Raw genomic sequence first — 18,408 nt, forward strand, 5'->3', positions numbered from 1 at the left:
ATGAAATTAAAATTTAATATCATCATAATAATTCTTCTGTCATTATTTCTAGCGAGTTGTGGAAAAGCTGAAAAAACAGAAGAGGCAAAGGAGAAAACCGAAGAACATTCAGAACATGAAAGTTCGGACTTTGCAGAGCTGACGCAAGAGCAAATGGATGCAGTCGGTATTACGTTAGGGCAAATTGAAATGAAAGAGCTCACATCGATCGTTAAAGCCAACGGTGCGTTGAGTGTGCCCAATAACAACAAAGCCAGCGCGACTTCTTTATACGGTGGAGTGATTAAAACTTTGAATGTTCAGGTCGGAGATTATGTGAAAAAAGGTCAGGTGATCGCGACGATTGCCAATCCGGAGTTTATTCAATTGCAGGAAGATTATTTGACAACGGGAAGTCGCATTACTTTTGCAGAACAGGAATACAGAAGGCAGAAAGAACTTTTTGATAACGATGCCGGAGCGAAAAAAAATCTACAAAATGCAGATGCCGAATTAAAAACATTAAGAACGAAAAGAGCTTCTTTACAAAGACAGATTCAGATGATGGGGATCAGTCCTGGAAATGTTTCCAACAAAAATTTAAGATCCGGACTTGCCGTTACCGCGCCAATTAGCGGAACGATCAGCAATATTTTGTTGCAGATCGGAAGTTATATTGATGTTTCCTCGCCTGTCGCAGAAATTGTTGATAATAGCTCTTTACATCTTGATTTGCAGGTTTTTGAAAAAGATTTACCATTGATAAAAGTCGGGCAGAAGATTCATTTTACATTGACGAATAGCCCTGTTGCCGAGTACGATGCTGAGGTGTACAGTATTGGAACAGCTTTTGAAAATCAAAGTAAGACGATTCCGATTCATTGTAAAGTGAAAGGAAATAAAAATGGCTTGATCGATGGGATGAACGCGACAGCTGTCGTAAGTTTAAATAATCAATTAATGCCTGCTGTTCCCAATACCGCCATCACAAGCGCTGACGGAAAAGATTATATTTTTCTTGTAAATGATAAAAAATCGGAAGATCATAAAGATGAAAAAACTCAGGAAAAACACAACGAAAAAACCGTTAACTTTGAGAAAGTAGAAGTAGTAAAAGGAACTTCAGAAATGGGTTACACAGCAATTACGCCTGTGAAATCGATTCCTGAAAGTGCGAAAATTGCTACAAAAGGAGCGTTTTTCATTAATGCTAAACTGACAAATTCCGGAGAGCACGAACATTAATAATTGAAATCATGAAAAAAGACATCGAAAATAAATTGATCGACAAAAACACAAAACCCACAAGCATGAGGATTTTGGTGTATGATTTTTTGAGTTCTCAGGAAACTGCTTTATCACTGTCGGAAATTGAAAATTATTTTGAAAATGCCGACCGAACCACAATTTATCGAACATTAAAAACCTTTGAAGAAAAGGGAATTGTTCATAGTATTCAGGAAAATACAACGACAAAATACAAGCTTTGTCATGATGGTTGCGACGAGACAACACATAAAGACTGGCATCTGCATTTTTACTGTAAAATATGCAAACAGACGACTTGTAAAGAGGATATTTCAATCCCTGAAAATATTCAGACCAATTTCAGGATCGATGAAATAAGGCTTTTTGCCAAAGGAATTTGCGAGAATTGTCTTGAAAGTTTGCAATAGTATTGCATTAAGTTTACATCTAATTTTGATTAAAATTATTCAGTTATGGAAGAATGTTGCAGTACAAAACCTAAAAAAGAACATAATCACAATCATGAAGGTCACGATCACGACCATTCTCATGATATGGGAGATCAATCTACGTTTCAGATGTTTATTCCTGCGATCATTTCTTTTTCTTTATTATTAATAGGAATAGCTTTAGATTATTATATAAAACCCGATTGGTTTTCGGGCTGGATTCGCTTGGTTTGGTATTTAATTGCTTACGTTCCTGTCGGACTTCCTGTTTTAAAAGAAGCGTATGAAAGCATTACTAAAGGTGATGTGTTTTCAGAGTTTTTTTTAATGGGAATAGCGACGGTGGGAGCTTTTTCAATCGGAGAGTATCCTGAAGGGGTCGCTGTAATGCTTTTTTATTCTGTAGGTGAAGTTTTTCAGGCAATGGCAGTCACCAGAGCAAAACGTAATATTAAATCTTTGCTTGATCAGCGTCCGGATGAGGTTACGATCTTAAAAGAAGGAAAACCTGAAATGGTAAAAGCAGAAAAAGTAAATATCGGTGAAATTATTCAGTTGAAATCCGGGGAAAAACTAGGATTGGACGGCGAACTGATTTCAGATAAAGCTTCGTTTAATACAGCTGCGCTTACGGGAGAAAGTAAACCGGACACAAAAATAAAAGGCGAAACGGTACTGGCAGGAATGATCAATCTAAATACAGTAAGTCAGGTAAAAGTAACGACAGCCTATAAAGACAGTAAGCTAAGTAAAATTCTAGAAATGGTTCAGAATGCGACAGCTCAAAAGGCTCCGACAGAACTTTTCATCAGAAAATTTGCGAAAATTTATACTCCGATTGTTGTATTTCTTGCGATTGGAATTACTTTGTTGCCTTACTTTTTTGTAGCCGATTATCAGTTTAGAGATTGGTTGTATAGAGCGTTGATCTTCCTTGTAATCTCTTGTCCGTGTGCTTTGGTGATTTCAATTCCGTTAGGATATTTCGGAGGAATTGGAGCAGGAAGTAGAAACGGAATTTTATTTAAAGGAAGTAATTTCTTAGATGTTCTCGCAAATGTTCAAAATGTGGTGATGGATAAAACCGGTACCATGACGGAAGGAGTTTTCAAAGTTCAGGAAGTTAATTTTAAGACTGAGTTCAATAAAGATGAAATTTTAAAATTTGTCAATGCGCTAGAAAGTCAAAGTACACATCCTGTTGCAACAGCGATTCATGATTTTGTAGGAGAAATTGATCATTCTATTCAATTAGAAAATGTGGAAGAAATTGCAGGTCATGGTTTAAAAGCAACCATCAACGGAAAAGAATTATTGGTTGGGAATTTCAAATTAATGGATAAGTTCAATATCAAATATGAAATCAAACCTGAAAATATAGTCTACACGTTGATTGCCATTGCTTACGATAAACAATTTGTAGGGTATCTTACGATTGCAGATAGTATCAAGGAAGATGCTCAATTAACGATCAATAAATTAAAAGCATTGAATGTACAAACCACCATGTTGAGTGGCGACAAAACTTCCGTTGTAAAATATGTGGCCAATCAATTGGGAATTCAAAATGCCTACGGAGATTTACTTCCCGAAGATAAAGTAAATAAAGTCAAAGAGATCAAAGCCAAAAATCAAACAGTAGCTTTTGTGGGTGATGGAGTAAATGATGCTCCGGTTGTGGCTCTAAGCGATGTCGGTATCGCCATGGGCGGATTAGGAAGTGATGCAACGATCGAAACTGCCGATGTAGTAATCCAGGATGATATGCCGAGCAAAATCCCAATGGCGATCAATATCGGAAAGCAGACGAAAAAAATAGTATGGCAGAATATCATTCTTGCATTTGCAGTAAAAGCTGTTGTTTTAATATTGGGAGCAGGAGGTTTGGCAACCATGTGGGAAGCTGTTTTTGCCGATGTTGGAGTTGCTTTATTGGCTATTTTAAATGCTGTTAGAATTCAGAAAATGAAGTTTTGATGAGGTTGGAAGAAGGAAGATGGATGCATGAAGGTTATCGACATTTAAGTATTATCAGATAAAAACAGGTTAAATTATCAATAGGAACGGGCTTTAGCCCGTTTTTTTTATTAAAACTATTCTATTGGCTTTAGCCAAAACTTAATGTACCTTCTCAGATAATACGGATTAGCGAAGATGATTGCGCATATTTTCTTTTATAAAAATTAAAACACAATCATCTGTGTAAATTTATGTAATCTGTGGAAAAATAAAATCCAAAGCCTTTTACCAACAAACAATCACCAACCAGAAAAATGACTTTCATCATAAATCAATTAGAAAAACAAATTTCAGTAGTATATTTGTAGAACAGAATTGAGCATTGAAGTTTTTCATTTCCATATTTGTTATTTTCACCATTGCATTACGACCAGTTTTGCCATTGATAAATTATGCGGTAAACTATGATTACATCGTCAAAAATCTTTGCGAAAACAGAAATGTGCCCCAATCTACCTGTAAAGGGAAATGCTACGTCGAAAAAGAATTAGCAAAAACAGAAAAACAATCCAACAATTCTCAAAATATTAAAATTGCGGGATTAGATGTTTTCTTATCTAACGAAATATTTTCATTTTCAAATAAAAACTTATCAGATATTTCAATAAAAAATCCTGATTCGGACTATCATAATTTTCATATTTCAGAATATTCTTCCCGAATATTTCGTCCTCCTTTAGCTTAAATCTTATTTTTAAACTAAATTTATAGTTAACTTTTCAACCGTTGAGGTTTAATTAAGTTTTTAAAAGTGTTAAGAAAGACTCCGTATTAAGTTGAGTGCTTAAAAAATCAATATGATTTTCTTAATGTTTCAAACTCGAATTACTATTAAATTTAGTTTAAATCTCAATCAACTTCATTCAATACTAACATTAATTTCAATTTAATTTAAAATGAAATCAAAAATTATTTTAACAGCATTATTGTCTGTTTCACTAATTGCTTGTGCCCAGGAAACGCCTAAAGTAAAGCATAAAAAGAGTACTACTTCTTCAAAATCAGATACAAAAAAAGTGAAATTTGCCAACGTTGAAGACCCAATCTGTCATATGCCAACAGAAGCAAATATGAAAGATACAGCAGTCTATAAAAATAAAACGTACGGTTTTTGCAGTGTCTACTGTAAGGACGAGTTCAAAAAAAATCCTGAGAAGTATGCCCAGAAATAATAATACAAATAAAGGGACAAAAAGCAAAGTGATTATTCCAATTGCTGTGATTGCTTTACTTTTCTTGGGTATTGGGATCGGGATGAGTTATTTTAAAAAGAACTTATATACCGTGATGAAGGTTCCGGATTTTGAATTGACTGATCAAAACAACAAGAAAATCACCAATAAAGATATGCTTGGAAAAGTCTATTTAGTAGAATTTTTCTTCAGCAGATGTCCAACGATTTGTCCTGTGATGAACAGCAATATGAGAGCAATCGAAGATGAAATCAATAATCCTGAATTTGGAATCATTTCCATAAGCATAGATCCTGAAAATGATACTCCTGAATTACTGAAGCAACATGCTAAAAGAATTGGAGTAAAATCTCCTAACTGGCATTTCTTAACAGGGAATAGAGATTATATCGGAAAACTTGCAGATCAGTTTGATATTTATGTTGGTGACAAAGAAGATGAAGGAGAAAATCTTAACCACAGTGGAATGATTGCTCTCGTGGACAAAGAAGGGAGTATCCGTTGCAGATATAATAAGGATAATATGCCGATTTTATATTATTCTGGTTTAAATTATGAAGATGCAGAAGGAAAGATCCCAAAATTGACAGGTAAATATCATCCCGACAGAGAACTATTGATCGAGGATATTAAGAAATTGTTGAAATAAGGGCGGGAAGCTAGATGATGGAAGAGGGAAGTTATTAAAAGCATAGTCGTAAACTTCCAGCCTCCAGCTACCAACTTCCAGCCAAATATAAACCATAAAACAAAACGTTATGAAGATTATGAAAATAGCTGCTCTAAGTGCAGTTTTTGCAGCGCAATTTGCGTTCGCACAGTTTAAGCAGACACCTTTACCATATGCATACAATGCGTTGGAAGGTTCTATTGATGCGCAAACGATGGAGATCCATTATTCAAAGCATGCGGCTGCGTATGTTGCTAATTTGAATAAAGCAATTGCGGGAACCCCACAGGAAAAACAAACCTTATTTCAGATTCTTTCTCAGGTTTCTAAATCGACTCCTGCAGTAAGAAACAACGCGGGTGGACACTATAACCACGAGCTTTTCTGGACGATGCTTACGCCTGAAAAAAATACGCAACCTTCAGCAAAATTAGCGAAAGCAATTACGGAAAGCTTCGGAAGTATGGATGCTTTCAAAGAAAAAATGGGCAAAGCAGGAGCAGATCGTTTCGGTTCCGGATGGGCTTGGCTTTCTGTTGATAAAAACGGAAAATTATTCGTTTCTTCAACGCCAAATCAGGATAATCCTTTGATGGATGTTGTAGAAGAAAAAGGAACTCCGATCTTAGGAATTGATGTTTGGGAACATGCTTATTATTTGAAATATCAAAACAAAAGAGCAGATTATCTTGCAGCGATCTGGAATGTGCTAAACTGGAAATCAGTGAGCCAAAGATATGAAGATGCAGTAAGCAAGAAATAATTCATGAACTTAATTTGCAGCATATTTCTCACTTTATTTGTGGTATTCAGACCTCTGGTACCATTGGTGGAGTATGCTGTAAATTATGATTATATCGCGAATGTTCTGTGTATCAACAAAAGCAAACCCGAGCTTCACTGTAACGGAAAATGTTACCTGAGCAAAGAGCTTGCAAAAACCAATAATACCGATTCTTCGCCTTTAAACAAAACAAAAAATTCAGGACAGAAATTATTGGATATTTATATTCTTCCTGACATTGCAGAAATTCAAAATACAGAGAAAATATCTCTCTTTAATTTCAAATTTTCTTATAAAACAGAATATTCTTTTCTGTTTTTATATTCTATTTTCAGACCTCCGGTTTTTAGTGTATAATCTTATCTATTTGGGCGATCCCCTTTCCCTGGCTTTTCTACCCGCTCGGGTCGGGCTGTCCACTCATATCTTTTTTTAGATCCTTCCTTACGTCAGAATCTAAAAAAAGGATAACCGCTTCCATCCCTATCGCGATGGGCGTATCAACATATTATAACACTAAAAAATCAACAATGAAAATTTATAAATTTTTATCATTATTCTGTATTGCCATTACTGTATTCACCTTAACTTCTTGTCGAAATAATGACGACGATGATTCAACCAATGAAACTCCGGGAAATCTTCAGATAAAATTTGAAAACGGGTTTAATAATCTGGGAGATATTGTTTTAAATCAAACCACGCAAACTTCTTCGCAAGGACAAAAACATCAGTTTTCTGCGCTAAAATATGTGGTGAGCAACATCAGTTTATTCGATGAAAACGGAAACGAATTTAAATATAATGAAAATAATCCTGATAAAGGTGCTTTTATCGTAGACCAAGCCGACGCGGTAGCCGGAATTATTTATCTTAACCTAAATGGAGTTCCAAAAAACAATTATAAAAAAATAAAATTCGGATTGGGAATCAGTCAAAAAGCTTATCTGTTGGGACAAGACGGACAGGCAGAATTCTGGAATAAAGCCAAGCAGAAAGGAATGTCATGGTCTTGGGCAGCCGGCTATGTTTTCGTAAAACTGGAAGGGAAATACGGAACAAGTTCTCCTGTTACAGAGTTTATGAACCACACCGGAAACATGGGAAATACAACAGCAAATAATACACCCGATCTTTACCGAGAAGTTACGTTGAATCTTCCGACTACAGCAAGAGTTACGAGTAAAATTACGCCGTCCATTCATATTCTGGCAGATCTTAATCAATATCTGAGTGGAGAAACTCCGCTTACTTTGACTTCTACCAATGACATGATGATGGGCTCTAGTCAGCATTTGGTGAGCGTAACAAACAATTTAACGAAGATGTTTAAAGTAGATCACGTTCACAATGATTAAAATAATTAAAACGGGGATTATTCTTTTCTCTTTTCTAAATATTGTGTCGTGTTCTGATGAGGTAATTGAGCCGTTGGAAAAAGACGAAGCCTACAACTTGGAGTTTCCTTCCTATTTTTCTGAATTGACTTTTGATCAATCAGGAAATCCAATTACGAAAAAAGGAGTAGAGCTGGGACGAAAATTATTCTATGAAGGCAGACTTTCACGAAACAATACCATTTCATGTGGCTTCTGTCATATTCAGGAAAATGCATTTACCCATCACGGTCACACAGTAAGTCATGGTGTTGATGATCGAATTGGAATCAGAAATGCTCCGGCGATTCAGAATATGGCATTTTTAAAACGATATATGTGGGACGGAGTCATTCATAATCTCAACGAACAACCCATTATTCCCATCACAGATGCGAATGAAATGGATAGTTCGATGCCTGAAGTAATTTCAAAATTAAGCGCAGATTCTAAGTATAAAAAACTTTTCAAATCAGCGTATGGCGATGAAAGTATCACAGGGGAAAGGGTGTTAAAAGCGTTGTCACAATTTATGGCGACGATGATTTCTGCAGATTCAAAGTATGACAGATTTAAGCAAGGAAAAGAAAATTTCACCTCAGAAGAAACTCAGGGAATGAATTTATTTCAGCAGAAATGTGCTTCCTGCCACAGTGGAGAATTATTTACAGATGAAAGTTTCAGAAATACAGGAATGTATTACAATACGCAATTCAAAGATGCCGGACGATATCGAGTGACGCTTGATCAAAATGATTGGATGAAATTCCGTGTTCCAAGTTTGCGAAATATTGAATATACTGCCCCGTACATGCATGACGGAAGATTTTACACACTAAATGCAGTACTTAATTTCTATTCAGATAATGTGGAAGATAATCCTAATCTTGATCCTCAATTAAAACAAAACGGACATGTCGGAATTGCGATGAACGATCAGGAAAAGATTTTTATTATCGCCTTTTTGAAAACACTGTCTGATAAAAACTTCATTTCAAATCCAAAATTTGCTGAGTAAACATGAAAAGAATAATTTTAATAATAAGCTTGATTTTATGTAATTTATTTCAGGCTAAAACAATCGGTGATAGTCTTTATATTCCTACTGATTTTAATGAAATGGTTTTTGATGATTGCGATGCCTGCGGATGCGCTGCAGGAAACGGTTCTTCTGGTTTTGAGTCTTTATTAAATCCACAATTTATAGGGATTAAATATTTTGCACAACATTATAAAGCGAAAGAGAATCTATTTGTAAAGGATTTATCGCAAGATCAATATTTCAATACCATTCAACTTTGGGGGAAAATTCCTTTAACTAAAAAGCTAAGTGTGTATGCGAGTTTACCATTTCATTTTCATGAAAAGAAAACAATGCAGGGTGATATAAAGATTAATGGAATTGGAGATTTAAATCTAATGGGAATTTATCAGTTGATCAATTCAAAAGATAATATTCATCAATTAAATGGAGGAATTGGAGTAAAAGTTCCGCTGGGAAAATTTGATGAAAAAGGAATCACAGGAGTTAATCCAAGTTTTCAGTTAGGAACAGGAAGCTGGGATTATCAGATGGTTTTGAATTACAAATTTCAGAAAAATAAAGTTGCTGTTCTTTTAAACACAGATTATACCATTAAAACAGAGAACAAAAAGCATTATGATTTTGGAAACCAATGGAATTATTCTGCTACTGGATTCTATCAATTTATCGCCAATGAAAAAGTAATTTTTTCAGGAAAAGCAGGAATGCAGGGAGAAGTTTATGATCGAAATAAACAGTTTCGTGAAGATTTACCCAATACCGCAGGAAGTGCTTTGTATGGAAAATTGGGTTTTGAAGCCTCTTATAAAAAGTTTAGTCTTGGAAGTGAAGTCATGCTTCCTGCGTATTCTAATTTGGTAGGAGGTGATATTGAAGCAAAATCCCGATTGAGTGTTTTTATCAATTTTGGGATTTAAATAAATAATGGTGGCTTCGAGAGCCTCAGCCACCAACTGTGTACTCAATTTATAAAACCCCGGTGACTGAGGTTCTCGAAGTCACCGGGGTTTATCGTTAAAAAAATCCATAAGCTTCATCAAATCAATTTTAATTGATTTCTTTTTTGCTCCTTAAAAATATTCACAACTGAAAATTAAACTTTGCGTTAAAAAAATTCCGTTATTAAAATTAAAAATTGTTTTAATTAATTGAATATCATGCAATTAATTAAAATATTGTATCTGCCAATAATTTTCTATCTTTGCCGAAATCTGGTGAGCCATAAAAAGCGCTTAAAAGGGAATTCGGTGTAAATCCGGAACAGACCCGCTGCTGTAAGCTCCACAAAAAAGTTTTTGAAAATTATATCCACTGTTTTTTATAATGGGAAGGATTTCAAAAATGGAGTAAGTCAGAAGACCTGCCAGAAGATTTAACGTTTGACGCTTTCGTGGAATAAAGCTTAGGACAACAATGATTCTGTGCAGTTATATTGCTGTGCTTTTCATTGCTGCATTCTTATATCCATTAGCGTTATTATTTTCAAAGAGCTAATGGTATCAAAATTTACTTCCGGATTTTATAAAGTTATTATCACAATTTTTGTGCTAACGGCTCAATTATACTTTTCTCAAACCAAGAAAGACAGTATAAAAGAGAAATCGATCAAGGCTGTCAATATTTACAAAAAGAATTTTAAAGAAATTCTTCCAGCGCAAACGCTTTCGGGAGAACAATTGGAAAGACTAAACAGCCAGTCGGTTGCTGATGCATTGCGTTATTTTTCCGGAGTTCAGATTAAAGATTACGGTGGAATTGGAGGAATGAAAACCATCAATATCCGAAGTTTGGGAAGTCAGCATGTCGGAGTTTTTTATGATGGAATTCAATTGGGAAATGCACAAAATGGCTTAGTAGATCTGGGACGATTTTCTTTAGATGATATTGAAGAAATTTCACTGTATAACGGACAAAAAAGCGAAATTTTTCAACCTGCGAAAGATTTCGGGTCATCAGGATCTATTTATCTTCAGCCGAAAACGCCAAGTTTTAAAGGAAATCAAAAAACAAATTTAGTTATTAGACTAAAAAATAGTTCTATAGAGCTTTTTAATCCTTCATTTCGTTTAGAGCAGAAAATTTCGGATAAGGTTTCTGCAAGTTTTAGTTCAGAATTTATACAGAGTGATGGTGTTTATAAATACAGATACTCGAGAAAATATCCTGACGGAGCCATTGCTTATGACACGATTTTTAAAAGATTTGATTCTGATATCAGAGCAAAACGTTTTGAAACAAGCATTAATGGAATTGTAAATAACGGAAGCTGGAATGTAAGAGGTTACGGCTATTTATCAAACCGAGGGATTCCCGGAGCTATTGTCAACAACCGTTTTGATGCTAGAGGGCAAAGAATGGTTGATGAAAATTATTTTGTTCAGGCTAATTTCAGAAAAAAGATCTTTCCCAAATTTGAAACACAGTTAAAAGCTAAATTTGCCTACGATTATACTCAATATGTAGATACGGTTTCTTCGATTAAGATTCAGAATCAATATATCCAGAGGGAGTTATATCTTTCTTCGTCAAATCTGTATTCCATTACTCCAAATTGGGATGTGAGTGCAAGTGTAGACTTTCAGTATAATACGCTGGATGCTGATATGAAACTATTTTCTTATCCTACCCGTTATACTTCGCTTGTGGCTTTTGCGACGACTTATCAATGGAACAGATTCAAATTTTTAGGAAGTGTTTTGGGAACTTTTATCCATGAAGAAGTAGAGCTTAATACCAAATCTCCTGACAAGACAGAATGGACACCGGCTGCATTTTTAAGCTATCAGCCTTTTGATTCTAAAGATTTTACGGTACGAGGTTTCTATAAACGTATTTTCAGGATGCCAACTTTCAATGATCTGTATTACACTTTAATTGGAAGTTCTTCTTTAAGACCCGAATTTACAGAGCAGTACGATCTTGGCTTCACCTATCAGAAATTCTACGACAATAATAATTTCTTTAAAGGCTTTTATGTAAAAGTGGACGGTTATTTCAATCAGGTTAAGGATAAAATTATTGCTTCTCCTAATGGAAGTATGTTCCGATGGACGATGCAGAATCTTGATTATGTTGAAATTTTGGGTGCAGATGTCAATATTCAGGCAGAACTGCAGGTCGGAAAAGTAAAAATAAAACCATTATTAAGCTATACTTATCAAAGTGCAAGAGATTTTTCTGACAGGGAAGAATCTTTCTTTGGAAATCAGATTCCTTACACACCTTGGCACAGCGGAACATTTACTTTAATGGCGGATTATAAAGATTGGGCTTTTAATTACAGTTTTATATATGTTGGAGAGCGTTACGATATTAATCAGAACAATATTGCTTTTAATCATATACAGCCTTGGTATACGCACGATTTATCGATACAGAAAAAATTCAATTGGAAATCTCATCAATTTAAAGCAAGTTTTGAAGTGAATAATGTTTTGAACCAATACTACGAAGTTGTCCTAAGTTACCCGATGCCGGGGAGATTTTTTAAACTTATTCTTAGTTATACATTATGAAAAAATTAAACTTTTCTCTGCTGTTGTTTGTATTTGTCTTTCTGGTTTCATGCCGTACAGACGAATACATCATCCGTGAAGAGCAGGAAAATCTGGCTCAGCCCGAAAATACTGTGATCAAAGGTTTTTATCTTTTGAATGAAGGAAATATGGGAACCAATAAAGCCACGCTCGATTTCTTTGATTATACAACAGGAACTTATCGCAGGAATATTTATGGAGAGATCAATCCTACCGTCATAAAGGAATTGGGAGATGTTGGAAATGATATTCAGATCTATGGCGGTAAAATGTATGCGGTGATCAATGTTTCCAATAAAATTGAGGTGCTGGATGCGAAAACCGCAAAGCGTATCAAAACCATTCAATTAGAAAATTGCAGATATATCACTTTTAAAAACGGAAAAGCCTACGCATCAAGTTACGCCGGCCCTGTTTCCCTTGATCCGAATGCGCCTTTGGGTAAAGTAGCGGAGATCGATACGGTTTCTCTTTCCATCCAAAGAGAAGTGACGGTTGGATATCAGCCTGAAGAAATGGAAATTATAGGAAATCAACTTTATGTAGCCAATTCCGGAGGGTATAAGTATCCAAATTACGACAGAACCGTTTCTGTGGTTAATCTTTCGACATTTAAAGAGACGAAGAAAATAGATGTTGCGATTAATCTTCATCATATCAAAAAAGATAATTACGGTGATTTGTATGTGACTTCAAGAGGTGATTATTATACAATTCCGTCGAGTCTGTATTTGGTTGATCCGATTACGGGAGCTGTGAAGAAAGATTTTCATATCGGAATAAGTGAGATGACGATCGTTAATGACAAACTCTATTATTACGGAAACGAATTCAATTACAACACCCATACCTACAAAAAATCTTTCGGAATTATTGATGTTAAAACAGAGCAGATTATTTCCAATAAAGTGATCGATCAGGAATATGTAGATTTAATCAAAACACCTTACGGAATTGCCGTAAACCCAATCACAGAAGACATTTACATTACAGACGCAAGAAATTATGTTTCCACAGGATTTGTGTATTGTTTCGATAAAAACGGCCATTTCAAATGGAAAACCGAAGGCGGAAATATCCCCGCACATTTCACTTTTTTATATAAATAAATTACCCAAAATATGGATAAAAATATTTTAAAAATTTTAAAAACCACATTCTTTGCTTTTCTTCTTATAGGCATTATAGGTTGTAAAAGCGATAATGATGAAGAAGTAAACAATGACAATTCTTCTTTTGAAGGGCTGAAGGAAAACTACACGATTGATCGTTTCAAAGTTTTAAACATTGCCCCGAAATTGAACGGAAAACTAACATGGAGTATCAATGATTCTATTATTTCTGAAAATTCTGAATTGGATTTTATCAGTCCTGTTGTAAAAATTTATCCTTTAAAATTAAAAGTTGAAAACAACGGAACGGTAAAAACATACACTTCTTCAATATCTGTAAACCACGAAGCAGGAACTTACAGCAAATATATTTCTAATGTATTTGATTTTCGTCCGGCGGTAGGGCAGTTTATCAACGAAATTCCGGAATATCTCTCGGGAAATACCGCAAATGATATGATCGAAAAAGCCAAAGAATCTTTAGTTGGAGGAAATTCTACCATGATCACACTCGGCGGTTACGGAGGATATGTTGTTTTTGGTTTCGATCATACAATTCCGAATATGAACGGAAGAGATTTTAAGGTTCTTGGAAATGCTTTCTTCGGAAATGAAGCCAATCAGCCTCGTTCAGGCTCTTGCGAACCGGGAATTATCATGGTGGCCTACGACAGAAACAAAAACGGAAAACCCGATGACAACGAATGGTACGAGATCGCCGGAAGCGAATATTTTAAAAATACAACTGCTAAAAACTATAGTATCACTTATTTCAAACCCAACGAAAATAAGCCACCTGTTCCCGGAACTGAATTTTGGCAGACTGATGTTGAGTACATTAAATGGCAGGACACTCTTGGGAATGTAGGATTTAAAACAAGAAACACCTTCCATGCACAAAGTTATTATCCTTTGTGGATCAATGATACTTCTTACAGTTTTACAGGAACCAGACTTCAGAGTAATTTTTACGATCAAAGCGGAACAGGAGCTTACTGGGTAGGGAAGTCTTATGATTACGGTTATGCAGATAATGCTCCGAATAATGATGAAGCATCCAATATTGATATTTCCTGGGCAGTTGACCAAAACGGAAATTATGTAAAACTTCCAGGGATAGATTTTGTGAAAGTGTATACAGGTACCAATCAGGAAGCAGGCTGGCTTGGAGAAGTTTCTACAGAGGTTGCGGGAGCTTATGATTTACATTTAAATTAAAAAATTTAACAATAAAATATTTAAACTAATTAAAAATGAAAAAGTTTTATCTTTTAACGATACTTTTTCTGTTTGCATTTTTTACAAATGCTCAGATAAAAGTACAGGGAGTGCCCCGAAATGATATTCAGCAGAATATTACGACTCAAAATCAGACAAACAATACGACTTTAACATTTGCTGATGTTCAATATTGGGTAGGAACAGGAACAAACCAAGCCGCGTTTGTTGTACAATGGAACGACAGTAAAAATCCAGATGCATTAGTTTGGGGATTTAGATGGAACGGAAATGCGACAGGTGAAGACATGCTGAAGGCTATTGCAAAAGCAGATCACAGATTCTATTCTTTGCTGTATCAGGGAACACAGTTCGGTTCGGCGGTTGGCGGACTTGGTTTTGATCTAAATGGAGCAAACACAAACGCTCTTTATAAAAACGCAAATGTTACCTATCCTTATTACCCTGTAGACGGAATTGTAAACACTACAGCCTACGATTTTGATGATTATACTGCCGCAGATGCTGCAGATCACTGGTCTTCAGGATGGACAACCAACGGATATTGGTCGTATTGGGTAAAAGATCCTACTGATGCAGATTTCGGATACTCAGGAGTTGGAGCTTCAACCCGTGCTTTAGTAAACGGATCTTGGGATGTGTGGAATTTTAATGCAGGATTTTCAGATTTCCCTATTTCTTCGACAATGACTGCGGTTTCACCTTATATTTCTTCAACTAACTTCACCAACGGATATTTTATCGTGAATGAAGAATGGTTTGGTCACACCAATGGTTCTGTAAATTTTGTTGATAACAACGGAAACGTTAATTACCGTGTGTACAGCAATGCGAATAACAATCAGGCTTTTGGAGCAACGACGCAGTACGGAACAATTTACGGAGATAAATTTTACTTTATTTCAAAACAGGCTGCTGACGGTGGAGATACTCAATACACACCTGGAGGAAGATTAGTTGTTGCGAATGCTTCAACAATGCAGAAGATTGCTGGATTTAATAATATCGGCGGTGGAGATGGAAGATCTTTTGTTGGTGTGAATGAGCATAAAGGTTATATCGGAGCTTCAAACGGAATTTATACATTTAATATTGATAATTTATCGGTTGGAAATTTAATTCCTACAACCGGAGGAGGAAGCCAATACGCGGGACAGATCGGAAACATGATCCGTAGTTCACAATATGTTTTTGCGGTAAAGCAGGCTGCAGGAATTTTAGTGATCAATCCTAATACAGATACGGTTGTTACTACCATTGCAGGTTCTTTCCATTCTATTGTTCAGGCTAAAGACGGAAGTATCTGGACGGTACAGGATCAGAAAGTGGTAAATATCAACCCTGTGACTTTTGCAAAAACTGAATACGCAATCCCAACAACAAAATATATCGGATCTTGGGGAGCTTGGAATGCAGGAAGCTTTACGGCAAGTAATCAACAAAATGCTTTATACTGGATCAATTCTATCAACAGTTTCGCTTCAGGAACTCAGATCGTGAAATTTGATGTTAATACAAAAACATTTAACGAAAATTTCGCTGCAATTCCTGGACAAACAGGAACTTACAAACAGATTCCTTATGGAGCGGCTTTGCGTGTAAATCCTGTTACAGACGAGATTATTTTAAATACTACGGAAAGCGGTTACGGTGCTCATTACCAGAAAAACTGGATCCATACATTTAACAATACAGGAACTTTAACCAATACAAAAGTATTAAACGATTACTACTGGTTCCCTGCGATCACGGTTTTCCCGGATACTACGAATCCTGTGGTGAGCAATACGTTCCCTTCTCTGGTTTCTGTGAACAGTGCGACTACAATTGATCTGAAAACTGTAATTTCTGATGGTGATAACTTAGCTGCGGCTATCGTTAAATCTATCAAATCAAACAGTAATGCAGCTGTAGTTTCTGCGGTAATCAATGCTAATGAAGAGTTGGTTCTTACACCTCAAGGTTCAGGAACGGCTGATATTGTGTTAAGTTTTAATTCAAATGGTAAAGTTGTTGAAAAAACGCTTGTCGTGAATGCTACTAATTCTACTTTGGCGACTGCTGAGGTGAAAAAGCTTCAATTCGGAATTTATCCAAATCCTACAACAGATGTTTTAAATATTAAAACTCAGGATAAAGTTATGAATGCTGTGATTTTTGATCTTTCAGGTAAGATGATTAATGCGCAGATTAATAATGGACAAATTAATGTAAGTTCTCTTACAAAAGGAATGTACATCTTGAAAGTAGTAACTGATAAAGCAGTTTATCAACAAAAATTTATTAAAAACTAAATGGAGATTATAAAGATTTCTATTATTTAATAATTAGATAACGAAACCCTTTACTATTGCAGTAAAGGGTTTTTATTTTTAGCTTAAATTTTTATTTTTCTAAATTAAAGAACGAAGAAATATCTATCTTCTTTGTCATTCCGTAGGAATCTAGACAGAGCTTGTGAAAATTATTATGTTAATTACTTTGTTGAGATTCCTACGGAATGACAAACTAGCTGAATAATAAAAAAATTAAAGATTAAAACTTATTTACTCTTCTTCGTTCCTTGAATATTCGGTAAAAGAGCTGTGATAATACCCATCAAAGGTAAAAATGCACAGATCTTAAATACATACTCAATGCTTGTATCATCGGCAACTGCACCTAAAACAGCAGAGCCAATTCCGCCCATTCCGAACATGAATCCGAAGAATAATCCGGCAACCAAACCAATTTTATCAGGCATAAGATCTGTTGCGTAGACCAAAATAGCAGAAAATGCGGAAGCAATGATTAATCCGATGATAACGGCAAACGCGATCGTCCAAACTAATGAAAGATAAGGAAGACAAAGTGTAAATGGAGCAGCTCCTAAAATAGAGACCCAGATAATTTTCTTTCTGCCATATTTATCACCCAATTTTCCGCCTAAAATTGTTCCGACTGCAACTGCTGCAAGAAACATGAACAGGTACAATTGAGAATCTTTTACAGAAATATGAAATTTATCGATCAAAAAGAAGGTGAAATAATTCGTCATTGAAGCCAGATAAATGTATTTTGAAAATACTAAAGCCAATAAAATACTCACAGAAAAGATTACTTTTTTTCTTGATAACTGAATATTAACGACCAAATCTTTGTGTTTTGCTGTTTTTTTGAAGGCTAATCTTTCAGCATACCAGTTTCCGATTCTCCATAACAGGATAATTCCGATAAAAGCGGCGATAGCAAATAATCCAACATATCCTTGACCTAAAGGAAGTACAATAAGCGCAACCAACAACGGCCCGATCGCACTTCCGGAATTACCACCTACCTGAAAAATAGATTGAGCAAGTCCCTTTTGTCCACCGGAAGCAAGTTGAGCAACCCTTGAAGCCTCTGGGTGAAATATCGATGAGCCCATTCCGATCAAAGCAACTGAAATTAAAATAACATAATATTGATGAGCCGATGCTAAAAGTAAAAGTCCAGCCATTGATAATCCCATTCCGATGGCTAAAGATCTTGGATTTGGCTTTTTATCGGTATAAATTCCGACAAATGGCTGTAATATTGAAGCTGTAAGTTGAAATACCAAAGTAATAATACCTATCTGAGAAAAAGATAAGCTAAACTCGCCTTTAAGAATCGGATATAATGATGGAATCGTAGATTGGATCAGGTCATTCAAAAAATGCGAAAAACTGATCATAAATAAGATTGGATAAACAATTTTGTTGCTATCAATTGTTTTGGTCTGTATGTTATCCATAGAG

16 protein-coding genes and 1 riboswitch are annotated in these 18,408 nt (G+C 35.4%); of the genes, 15 read left to right on the forward strand and 1 reads right to left on the reverse strand.

What is annotated here, in order from left to right:
- From EG348_RS08615 to EG348_RS08685, 15 genes are all read left to right on the forward strand, one after another.
- Entirely contained in the window at positions 1–1,224 is a 1,224-nt protein-coding gene (locus EG348_RS08615; RefSeq protein ID WP_123982516.1) for an efflux RND transporter periplasmic adaptor subunit, read from the forward strand.
- A gap of 11 nt (positions 1,225–1,235) precedes the next feature.
- Positions 1,236–1,655 (forward strand): Fur family transcriptional regulator, encoded by a 420-nt coding sequence (locus EG348_RS08620; RefSeq protein ID WP_123982518.1) that lies wholly within the window; start codon positions 1,236–1,238, stop codon positions 1,653–1,655.
- Between the two features lie 45 nt (positions 1,656–1,700).
- On the forward strand, positions 1,701–3,653 hold the full coding sequence (locus EG348_RS08625) for a heavy metal translocating P-type ATPase (protein ID WP_123982520.1): 1,953 nt from the start codon (positions 1,701–1,703) through the stop codon (positions 3,651–3,653).
- Between the two features lie 364 nt (positions 3,654–4,017).
- Positions 4,018–4,380 carry a hypothetical protein gene (locus EG348_RS08630; RefSeq protein ID WP_164463269.1) on the forward strand — a complete coding sequence of 121 codons (363 nt, stop codon included), beginning with the start codon at positions 4,018–4,020 and terminating at the stop codon, positions 4,378–4,380.
- A gap of 211 nt (positions 4,381–4,591) precedes the next feature.
- Positions 4,592–4,867, forward strand: coding sequence for a YHS domain-containing protein (locus tag EG348_RS08635; protein WP_123982522.1), 276 nt, complete (start codon positions 4,592–4,594; stop codon positions 4,865–4,867).
- Positions 4,854–5,537 (forward strand): SCO family protein, encoded by a 684-nt coding sequence (locus EG348_RS08640; RefSeq protein WP_123982524.1) that lies wholly within the window; start codon positions 4,854–4,856, stop codon positions 5,535–5,537. Before EG348_RS08635 ends, EG348_RS08640 begins: the two co-directional genes overlap by 14 nt.
- A 109-nt stretch (positions 5,538–5,646) precedes the next feature.
- Positions 5,647–6,321, forward strand: coding sequence for a superoxide dismutase (locus EG348_RS08645; protein ID WP_072407306.1), 675 nt, complete (start codon positions 5,647–5,649; stop codon positions 6,319–6,321).
- Positions 6,322–6,324: 3 nt separating this feature from the next.
- Positions 6,325–6,699 (forward strand): hypothetical protein, encoded by a 375-nt coding sequence (locus EG348_RS08650; RefSeq protein WP_123982526.1) that lies wholly within the window; start codon positions 6,325–6,327, stop codon positions 6,697–6,699.
- A 173-nt stretch (positions 6,700–6,872) separates the two neighbouring features.
- Positions 6,873–7,700: an MbnP family protein gene (locus EG348_RS08655; protein ID WP_123982528.1), complete on the forward strand. Its 828-nt coding sequence runs from the start codon at positions 6,873–6,875 to the stop codon at positions 7,698–7,700.
- Positions 7,693–8,736: a cytochrome-c peroxidase gene (locus tag EG348_RS08660; protein ID WP_123982530.1), complete on the forward strand. Its 1,044-nt coding sequence runs from the start codon at positions 7,693–7,695 to the stop codon at positions 8,734–8,736. The genes EG348_RS08655 and EG348_RS08660 overlap by 8 nt, the downstream gene beginning before the upstream one ends.
- Before the next feature lie 2 nt (positions 8,737–8,738).
- On the forward strand, positions 8,739–9,680 hold the full coding sequence (locus EG348_RS08665) for a transporter (RefSeq protein WP_123982532.1): 942 nt from the start codon (positions 8,739–8,741) through the stop codon (positions 9,678–9,680).
- Positions 9,681–9,958: 278 nt separating this feature from the next.
- Positions 9,959–10,146, forward strand: a riboswitch (cobalamin riboswitch).
- A 110-nt stretch (positions 10,147–10,256) separates the two neighbouring features.
- Positions 10,257–12,278, forward strand: coding sequence for a TonB-dependent receptor plug domain-containing protein (locus tag EG348_RS08670; protein WP_123982535.1), 2,022 nt, complete (start codon positions 10,257–10,259; stop codon positions 12,276–12,278).
- On the forward strand, positions 12,275–13,408 hold the full coding sequence (locus EG348_RS08675; RefSeq protein WP_123982537.1) for a YncE family protein: 1,134 nt from the start codon (positions 12,275–12,277) through the stop codon (positions 13,406–13,408). Before EG348_RS08670 ends, EG348_RS08675 begins: the two co-directional genes overlap by 4 nt.
- A 12-nt stretch (positions 13,409–13,420) precedes the next feature.
- Positions 13,421–14,629 carry a cell surface protein gene (locus EG348_RS08680; RefSeq protein ID WP_123982539.1) on the forward strand — a complete coding sequence of 403 codons (1,209 nt, stop codon included), beginning with the start codon at positions 13,421–13,423 and terminating at the stop codon, positions 14,627–14,629.
- 35 nt (positions 14,630–14,664) lie between these two features.
- Entirely contained in the window at positions 14,665–16,944 is a 2,280-nt protein-coding gene (locus tag EG348_RS08685; protein ID WP_123982541.1) for a DUF5074 domain-containing protein, read from the forward strand.
- A gap of 248 nt (positions 16,945–17,192) precedes the next feature.
- On the opposite strand, the gene EG348_RS08690 is transcribed toward EG348_RS08685, so the two are convergent.
- Positions 17,193–18,404, reverse strand: a complete 1,212-nt coding sequence (locus tag EG348_RS08690) for an MFS transporter (protein ID WP_123982543.1) — start codon at positions 18,402–18,404, stop codon at positions 17,193–17,195.
- Positions 18,405–18,408 lie beyond the last annotated feature (4 nt).

This window comes from Chryseobacterium sp. G0201 (genome assembly GCF_003815655.1).
Taxonomy (GTDB): domain Bacteria; phylum Bacteroidota; class Bacteroidia; order Flavobacteriales; family Weeksellaceae; genus Chryseobacterium.

Bases quoted from the DNA above. Each gene is read 5' to 3' on its own strand.
- EG348_RS08615 (WP_123982516.1), top strand. From the start codon at position 1: ATGAAATTAAAATTTAATATCATCATAATAATTCTTCTGTCATTATTT.
- EG348_RS08620 (WP_123982518.1), top strand. From the start codon at position 1,236: ATGAAAAAAGACATCGAAAATAAATTGATCGACAAAAACACAAAACCC.
- EG348_RS08625 (WP_123982520.1), top strand. From the start codon at position 1,701: ATGGAAGAATGTTGCAGTACAAAACCTAAAAAAGAACATAATCACAAT.
- EG348_RS08635 (WP_123982522.1), top strand. From the start codon at position 4,592: ATGAAATCAAAAATTATTTTAACAGCATTATTGTCTGTTTCACTAATT.
- EG348_RS08640 (WP_123982524.1), top strand. From the start codon at position 4,854: ATGCCCAGAAATAATAATACAAATAAAGGGACAAAAAGCAAAGTGATT.
- EG348_RS08645 (WP_072407306.1), top strand. From the start codon at position 5,647: ATGAAGATTATGAAAATAGCTGCTCTAAGTGCAGTTTTTGCAGCGCAA.
- EG348_RS08650 (WP_123982526.1), top strand. From the start codon at position 6,325: ATGAACTTAATTTGCAGCATATTTCTCACTTTATTTGTGGTATTCAGA.
- EG348_RS08655 (WP_123982528.1), top strand. From the start codon at position 6,873: ATGAAAATTTATAAATTTTTATCATTATTCTGTATTGCCATTACTGTA.
- EG348_RS08660 (WP_123982530.1), top strand. From the start codon at position 7,693: ATGATTAAAATAATTAAAACGGGGATTATTCTTTTCTCTTTTCTAAAT.
- EG348_RS08665 (WP_123982532.1), top strand. From the start codon at position 8,739: ATGAAAAGAATAATTTTAATAATAAGCTTGATTTTATGTAATTTATTT.
- EG348_RS08670 (WP_123982535.1), top strand. From the start codon at position 10,257: ATGGTATCAAAATTTACTTCCGGATTTTATAAAGTTATTATCACAATT.
- EG348_RS08675 (WP_123982537.1), top strand. From the start codon at position 12,275: ATGAAAAAATTAAACTTTTCTCTGCTGTTGTTTGTATTTGTCTTTCTG.
- EG348_RS08680 (WP_123982539.1), top strand. From the start codon at position 13,421: ATGGATAAAAATATTTTAAAAATTTTAAAAACCACATTCTTTGCTTTT.
- EG348_RS08685 (WP_123982541.1), top strand. From the start codon at position 14,665: ATGAAAAAGTTTTATCTTTTAACGATACTTTTTCTGTTTGCATTTTTT.
- EG348_RS08690 (WP_123982543.1), bottom strand. From the start codon at position 18,404: ATGGATAACATACAGACCAAAACAATTGATAGCAACAAAATTGTTTAT.